This window comes from Acinetobacter sp. UBA5934 (assembly GCF_002430855.1).
In the GTDB taxonomy this organism is placed as follows: Bacteria; Pseudomonadota; Gammaproteobacteria; order Pseudomonadales; family Moraxellaceae; genus Acinetobacter.
The window spans coordinates 1-7,171 of record NZ_DJDC01000024.1; the positions used below are offsets into that span (position 1 = coordinate 1).

Annotated in this window: 5 protein-coding genes and 2 pseudogenes; 4 read left to right on the forward strand and 3 right to left on the reverse strand. The window is 40.8% G+C overall.

From position 1 onward, the window contains the following. Window positions 1–259 (reverse strand): annotated as a pseudogene (locus B2Y23_RS01625) (alkyl hydroperoxide reductase subunit F); the annotation flags it as partial. Between the two features lie 278 nt (window positions 260–537). Between B2Y23_RS01625 and B2Y23_RS01630 the strand changes: the two are divergent. Together B2Y23_RS01630 and B2Y23_RS01635 are read left to right on the forward strand one after the other, a co-directional pair. Continuing rightward, a complete protein-coding gene (locus B2Y23_RS01630; RefSeq protein WP_291356770.1) occupies window positions 538–759 on the forward strand; it encodes a DUF1653 domain-containing protein in 222 nt (73 codons plus the stop codon). A gap of 63 nt (window positions 760–822) precedes the next feature. Next, a complete protein-coding gene (locus B2Y23_RS01635; protein ID WP_291356772.1) occupies window positions 823–1,413 on the forward strand; it encodes an O-methyltransferase in 591 nt (196 codons plus the stop codon). 76 nt (window positions 1,414–1,489) lie between these two features. Here the strand turns inward: B2Y23_RS01635 and B2Y23_RS01640 are convergent, their stop codons facing one another. Further along, the gene (locus B2Y23_RS01640) at window positions 1,490–1,696 is read right to left on the reverse strand and encodes a KTSC domain-containing protein (RefSeq protein WP_291356774.1); all 207 of its coding nucleotides are present in this window, start codon (window positions 1,694–1,696) and stop codon (window positions 1,490–1,492) included. 260 nt (window positions 1,697–1,956) lie between these two features. Here B2Y23_RS01640 and B2Y23_RS01645 point away from each other — a divergent pair. Further along, window positions 1,957–2,094, forward strand: a pseudogene (locus B2Y23_RS01645) (low temperature requirement protein A); the annotation flags it as partial. Between the two features lie 96 nt (window positions 2,095–2,190). On the opposite strand, the gene ahpC reads toward B2Y23_RS01645, so the two are convergent. Further along, a complete protein-coding gene (gene ahpC / locus B2Y23_RS01650; RefSeq protein WP_291356777.1) occupies window positions 2,191–2,754 on the reverse strand; it encodes an alkyl hydroperoxide reductase subunit C in 564 nt (187 codons plus the stop codon). Window positions 2,755–3,307: 553 nt separating this feature from the next. On the opposite strand from ahpC, the gene hrpA reads away from it, so the two are divergent. After that, window positions 3,308–7,129 (forward strand): ATP-dependent RNA helicase HrpA, encoded by a 3,822-nt coding sequence (hrpA, locus tag B2Y23_RS01655; RefSeq protein ID WP_409449758.1) that lies wholly within the window; start codon window positions 3,308–3,310, stop codon window positions 7,127–7,129. The last annotated feature ends 42 nt before the right edge of the window (window positions 7,130–7,171 follow it).

Here is a 7,171-nt window from a genome sequence, read left to right on the forward strand (position 1 = left end):
TAAATTCGTGTCCCATCGGCAGGCCGGCAAAGTTGATTCGTGGCTGTTCACCGACTTTCGCCACCCCAAAGCTCGGTGCACGTTTGTTGTTGCCATCAAAACGGGCAGTCACCTGATCCGACAGCGCGGCAATTTCCGTCACCAGTTCCTTGATTTTGTCCGACTTGTCTGAAGCATCTAAAGTCGCGACCAGTTCAATCGGGCTTTCTAAACGTTGTAATAAGGTTTTCAGTTGTGCTGAAGTATTTTGGTCTAACATGGCTAACGTTTCCAAGGGAGTAAATGCTTATTTAATAAAGCTATAATAGGGGAAATAATTGAATAGGTAAAACTTTTCATTTTTATAAAAACGATCGGTTTAATAGATTATGAGATTGTTATAAGTAACTTTTACCAAAAAGATCTTTTTATTACATGAAGGTTTAATGTGAATCTTCAAGTAATTATTCTTGATTTTTAGGAAAATAATTAAATTTAACTCATGATCAGGAAATTTTTTGATTATGATAAAAGCCAGTTTTTTATGGGCAATAATAAATGGATCTTAAATCTGGAATTTATCAACATTATAAAGGCAATTTATATCAGGTTTTTCATGTGGCAACGCATAGTGAAACGCGTGAAAAGCTTGTAGTGTATCAATGCCTATATGGTGATTATTCGATGTGGGTGCGTCCTTTAGAGATGTTTCAGGAAACCGTCACTCTCGCGAACGGTGAAATTTTTCCCAGATTTAAATTGATTCAAGAAACGGCATAGATATAGATTTTCGTCATGGATCGGTTAGACTCAAAATAATTGCAATGGATAGGGACCTCTGATATGAGCATGAATTTGGCTTTTCAAACACGGATGCAGGAGTTGTATCAAGGTTTTATCAAATTTGATGCTTTACAAACCGATCGTATTCAGCGCTACCGTAATATTGAGCCGGATTCTGCATTATTTTTGGCGATGCAAATTCGTATTCAACAGTCGAAAAAAATTTTAGAAGTGGGAACTTCTACCGGTTATTCGACGTTATGGCTTGCCAATGCTGCACAGCAGACCCAAGGTCATGTGACCACACTCGAAATTGATCCTTCACGAACCGCTCAAGCACAGCAATATGCTCAAGAATTGGCACTGGATGAATATATTGATTTTTGGGTGGGAGATGCTCAAGAGTTTTTGGAAAACAGTACCAGTCAGTATGATTTTATTTTGTTAGATGCCGAGCGCGATGCGTATGTCGATTATTGGGCCTATCTGCAACATATGATTGATCCGCAAGGCGGGGTTTTGATTGTCGACAATGTGATTTCTCATGCGGCAGAAGTGAAAGAATTTATCGAATTAGTCAAAAATGATGGACGTTTTCTCACCCTGACTCTGTCGAAAGGAGCGGGGTTATTTATGATCTGTTATAAATAAGCGCGCATGCTGCGAAGTTCATGAACGGATATATCAAAATCAGGGCAAGGCCCTGATTTTTTAATGACTGATGTGTTTAATCAATCGACACCCGAGAAAAATGTAAGTCGTATTCTAGATATTTATGCACAAAAGCAGCTTTGTCATGACATCGCAGCAAATTATCGTAAATAAAAGGCGGTACAGGGTAATATAAATCGCCAGAGCCATTATCGTAAAAAATTTTTAAATAGCGTGATGATGCACTGTATTTCCAAGATGTTACTGCATTCAGTGTTCCCATAAGCACCTCATTTTTTGTATGACCAAAGTCTGTTGATGTCTTACTGAGCATGACCTTAAAAAGGTCATAACTGATGTATAGCAGAAATAAAAAGTGGAAGGTAGTCTAATTTTGAGATTTAGTATTCTGTTTTTTTAACAGCATAAATTAGACTGATTAAAACGATTATACGCAGAGCATTCCTTAAAAACGGCATGATGTCGCTTTATTAGAATAATAGGGGTTTTTATGTCGACATTTTTTTGAAAAGTCTCAAACCGATGCAACCACCTGATGTCACGGAGCAGCATCGGGTGGCAACATCACTGGAGCTTTTATTCGACCTGATTTTTGTGGTGGCTATTGTATCAGCAGGTCAACAATTGCATCACGCGATTATTGAAAATCATACAGTTCACGACATGCATTAATTTAAAAATATAAAAGCAAAAGATAAAAACTAAAAAAACCGCGCTAAAAGCGCGGTTTTTTATATCAGTGCAATCTAAACGAGATTAGATTTTACCCACTAGGTCGATTGAAGGAGCTAAAGTAGCATCGCCTTCTTTCCATTTAGCTGGGCAAACTTCACCTGGGTGAGCGTGAACGTATTGAGCTGCTTTAACTTTACGAAGAAGTTCTTGAGCATCACGGCCAACACCACCAGCGTTGATTTCAACGATCTGGATTTTACCTTCAGGATCGATAACGAAAGTACCACGGTCAGCAAGACCATCGGCTTCGATTAATACATCAAAGTTTTTAGCAAGTGTCCAGTTCGCATCACCAACCATTACGTATTGGATTTTTTTGATTTCTTCAGAAGAATCGTGCCAAGCTTTGTGGGTGAAATGCGTGTCAGTAGAAACTGAGTAGATTTCAACGCCTAATTTTTGGAATTCAGCGTAGTTGTCTGCAAGGTCACCTAGTTCAGTTGGGCAAACGAAAGTGAAGTCAGCTGGGTAGAAGAATACTACAGACCATTTGCCTTTAAGATCAGCTTCAGTCACTTCAATAAATTGACCGTTTTGGAATGCAGTTGCTTTGAATGGTTTAACTTCTGTATTAATTAAGCTCATCATTGTCTCCATGATTGAGGTTTGTATTTGATTTCCAAAAGGATAGCGAATTTTTTGTTATTGCTGAAACAGTATTTTTACATTATTGAAATCGGAAAAACCGAATTTACTAATATAAAGCCTACAATTCCACCAAATCTGCTTCTTTATCTATTCAATCATTTAAAAATCATTATTGAATGACAAAATATCAGTTTTTCAGCTTGCCTAAGAACATGAAGGTTCAGCGTTTAAAATTCAAGGGCAAAGTATCTTTTAAAGTAAATTTCTTTTTCTGAAACCAGACTATTGTTGTATTTAGTTAGCGTTAATAAATGAATCATCCGGGTATTTTTGAAGATAAGCGATTGGCTAACTATTGTTATATAAGTCAATTTTAGCAGAAAGGATGGCTTATTTTTGCTGCTTTAAGGGGATTGTTTACATCAAAGAGTATGAATAAATATTTGCTTATCTTTCTCTTGAGAGCGTTACAGCGTAAAATACCCAGTTCAATTTTTTGTTTTGGGATAAGTTATCTGTGTTAAGTCATTTAAATGTAGATCAATGGGTCATGGCACGTGACCGTCATCGTTTAAATCGACTACGCAAAGGTAAAGATGCGAACGAAAAACAGTATCAGGAATTGTTAGAAAAATCGAATTATAAAGTTCGTGAACGTCTATCCCGTATTCCGAACATCAAGCTGAATCAAGACCTTCCCGTTACCCAATATGCCGATAAATTGATTGATGCGATTCAACAGCATCAAGTGATTATTGTGGCTGGTGAAACCGGTTCGGGTAAAACCACCCAGTTACCGCAAATTGCCATGCTGGCCGGACGTGGTTTAACCGGCATGATTGGTCATACCCAACCGCGACGTTTGGCTGCGCGTAGCGTGTCGCAGCGTATTGCCGAAGAAGTGGGTGAAAAACTGGGTGACTCGATTGGTTTTAAAATCCGTTTTAACGAACAGGGTTCACAAGATTCCATCGTGCGTTTAATGACGGATGGTATTTTGCTGGCTGAACTGGCGAATGACCGTTACTTAACCAAATACGACACCATTATTATTGATGAAGCACATGAGCGTTCACTCAATATCGACTTTATCATGGGCTATTTAAAACAGCTCTTGCCACGTCGTAAAGATTTAAAAGTCATCATTACTTCAGCAACCTTAGATGTAAACCGTTTTAGTAACTACTTTTTTGATGCACCGATTTTTGAAGTCGAAGGGCGCAGTTTTCCTGTAGAAGTGCGTTATCGCCCTATTTCAGAAATGAGTATTGGCGGTAGTGATGATGACGAATTTGATGACTTTGAAGAAAACCTGCCGCGCGCAGTGGTTCAGGCGGTAGAAGAATGCTTTGCCGATGCGCAGCAAAAAGGCCATCCCGAACATGCCGATATCCTGATATTTGCCAGTACCGAACAGGAAATTCGTGAACTGCAAGAAACCCTGCAAAAGCATGGTCCACGGCATACCGAAATTTTGCCTTTATATGCCCGTTTAGCAATAGCAGAACAGCAAAAGATTTTCAGTCCTGGTGGTAGTGGTCGACGCATTATTATTGCTACCAACGTCGCCGAAACGGCCTTAACTGTACCGAATATTCGCTATGTAATTGACAGCGGTTTTGCACGTATTTCACGTTACAGTTATCGCTCGCGGGTACAGCGGTTGCCAATTGAAGCTGTCTCTCAAGCTGCAGCCAACCAGCGTAAAGGTCGCTGTGGCCGTATTGCGCCGGGCGTCTGTATTCGCCTGTACTCTGAAGAAGATTTTCAGAGCCGTCCTGAATTTACCGAACCTGAGATTAAACGTACCAATTTGGCCTCGGTCATTTTACAGATGCAAAGTCTCAATTTGGGTGAGCTGGAAAGTTTCGATTTTATCGAACCGCCAGATCATCGCCTAGTGAATGATGGCCGCAAGTTGTTGATTGAATTAGGGGCCTTAAATGAGAAGAAATCCGAACTGACGAAAATCGGTCAGCAAATGGCGAAGATGCCGATTGACCCACGTTTGGCCCGGATGATTTTGGGTGGAGCACATTTTGGTGTACTAAATGAAGTGCTGATTATTGTGGCTGCGCTGGCAGTACAAGACCCACGTGAACGTCCGGCCGATAAACAGATGCAGGCGGATCAGAAGCATGCCTTGTTTAAGGAAGGGGAATCTGACTTTCTGTTCTATATCAAGTTATGGGAAACCTTGCAAAATAATCGTGCGTCGATGAACGAAAATAAACGGCGTAATTTTGCCCGTCAGCATTTTTTAAGCTGGTTACGTTTACGTGAGTGGAAAAAAACTCACGAACAATTGTTTGAGCTGGCTCAAGGCTTAAAGCTTTCCTTTAATGATAAAAAAGCCAGTTATGAAAACCTGCACCGTGCTTTACTGACTGGTTTGCTTTCGTTTATTGCCAACAAGACTGATGAACGTAATGTGTTTATGGCAGTACGCCAGCAAAAAGCACGGATTTTCCCGGCTTCGACTTTGCATAAAACCAATACGCCGTGGGTGATGGCTTTTGAGATGGTGGAAACCTCTCAAGTGTATTTGCGTACGCTAGCCAAGATTGAACCGGAGTGGATTCTGCTGGCGGCGCGTGATTTGCTCAAACATCACTATTTTGAACCACACTGGTCGAAGAAAGCCGGGGTGGTGAATGCCTATGACCAGATTTCTCTGTTTGGCTTGATTATTGAGCCGAAACGTTTGATGAACTATGAAAAAGTCGATCAGACTGCGGCACATGAAATTTTTCTGCGCGATGCCCTAACTACAGGCAATCTCGGTATTATACCGCCATTCTTGAAGCATAACCTGCTTAAGCTTGAAGAAGTAGAAAGGGTAGAAGATAAGCTGCGTCGTCGCGATCTGGTGGTGGATGAAGAAACCATTTATCAGTTCTATGCCGCAAAAGTTCCTGAAGAAGTGGCGAGTCGTCGAAGTTTTGAAGATTGGCGTGCCACAGTTGAGCCGCAAAATCCGCGTTATTTGTTCGTTGATGATGATGCGCTGTGGATGAATGACCGTCCCACTACGCAGCAATTCCCGGACTATTTACACAATGGTGCATTACGTTTGGCTGCAAGCTACCGTTTTGACCCTAGTCATGATGAAGATGGCGCAACGGTTAAAATTCCGGTACAGGCCTTGCCACAGGTGGATGAAAAGATCTGGTCATGGGGCATACCAGGCTGGCGTCAGGATTTGATTGAAGCCTTATTGAAATCCTTGCCTAAAGATAAACGTCGCAATCTGGTGCCGATTCCTGACACAGCACGTAAATTAATTTCCCGTATTGATGCAGTGAATTTACGTGAGCACATTTTTAGTTATTTGGCTTTCCAGTTGCGTGGTGAACAAATTACCGAGAAAGACTTTTCTTTAGCGCGTGTAGATCAGTATTTGCTGCCGTTCATTAAAGTGATTGATGAAAAGGGTCGGGTAATTGAAAAAGGCCGTGATTTGGCCGAACTGAAAGCCCGTTGCCGAACTGAAACCCATAGTCCGGTGAAACAGCTTAAAGGTGAATTTAAAACTTTCCCGGAAAACTTTACTTTTGAAGCCTCGCAAAAAGTGACAGGGGTTGTGGTTAAGCAATATCAGGCTTTGGTTCCAGGAAAACCTTTTGCAAAGCTCGATACTAAAGATGAATCAGGTGTGGTGATTCAAACCTTTAATGATCAGGCAGAAGCCATTAAGCAGCATCGGGAAGGGGTGATTCATCTGGTGTATATGCAGTTGGGCGATCTGATCCGTCAGCTGAAAAAACAGATTTCCAAACCCTTGGCTCTGGCCTATTCACCGCTGGGTGATAAGGCTCAACTGGAGCAAATGTTAGTTTATGCCACACTTCAGATGACAATAAATGAGCTACCTGTCAATGCTGAAGAGTTTCAAAACTTGATTTTAAATGTAAAAAAATCTTTCCTAACGCATGGTCAAGTGGCATTATCTGTACTCAGTGATATTTATATCCAATGGCAGGATATTCGTCGGAAATTGTTGGTTTTAGACGATTCTATCTTTGGGAAAAATATTGATGACATTGAAGATCAGCTTGATTTGATGAGTCTTTCCAACTGTGTGTATGTCAAATCTTCCGATATATGGCAGGAATTTCCACGCTATTTAAAGGCATTGGTCTTGCGTTTGGAACGCTTGCCAAATAACCTACAAAGGGACAATTCTGCCATTGATCAAGTTGACCCATGGATGGAAAAATTGTTTAAGTTTAAAAATGACGCTCGCCTGAAAGATCTGTACTTCATGGTGGAAGAATTCCGTATTTCCCTGTTCTCACAGCCGATGAAAACAAAAATGCCGGTTTCTCCAACCAGATTGCAAAAAGTATGGAATCAAGTAGGGGTCAGTTAACATAGCGCGAAATTAGCAGGAGTTTTACATGGGCATTCGTAT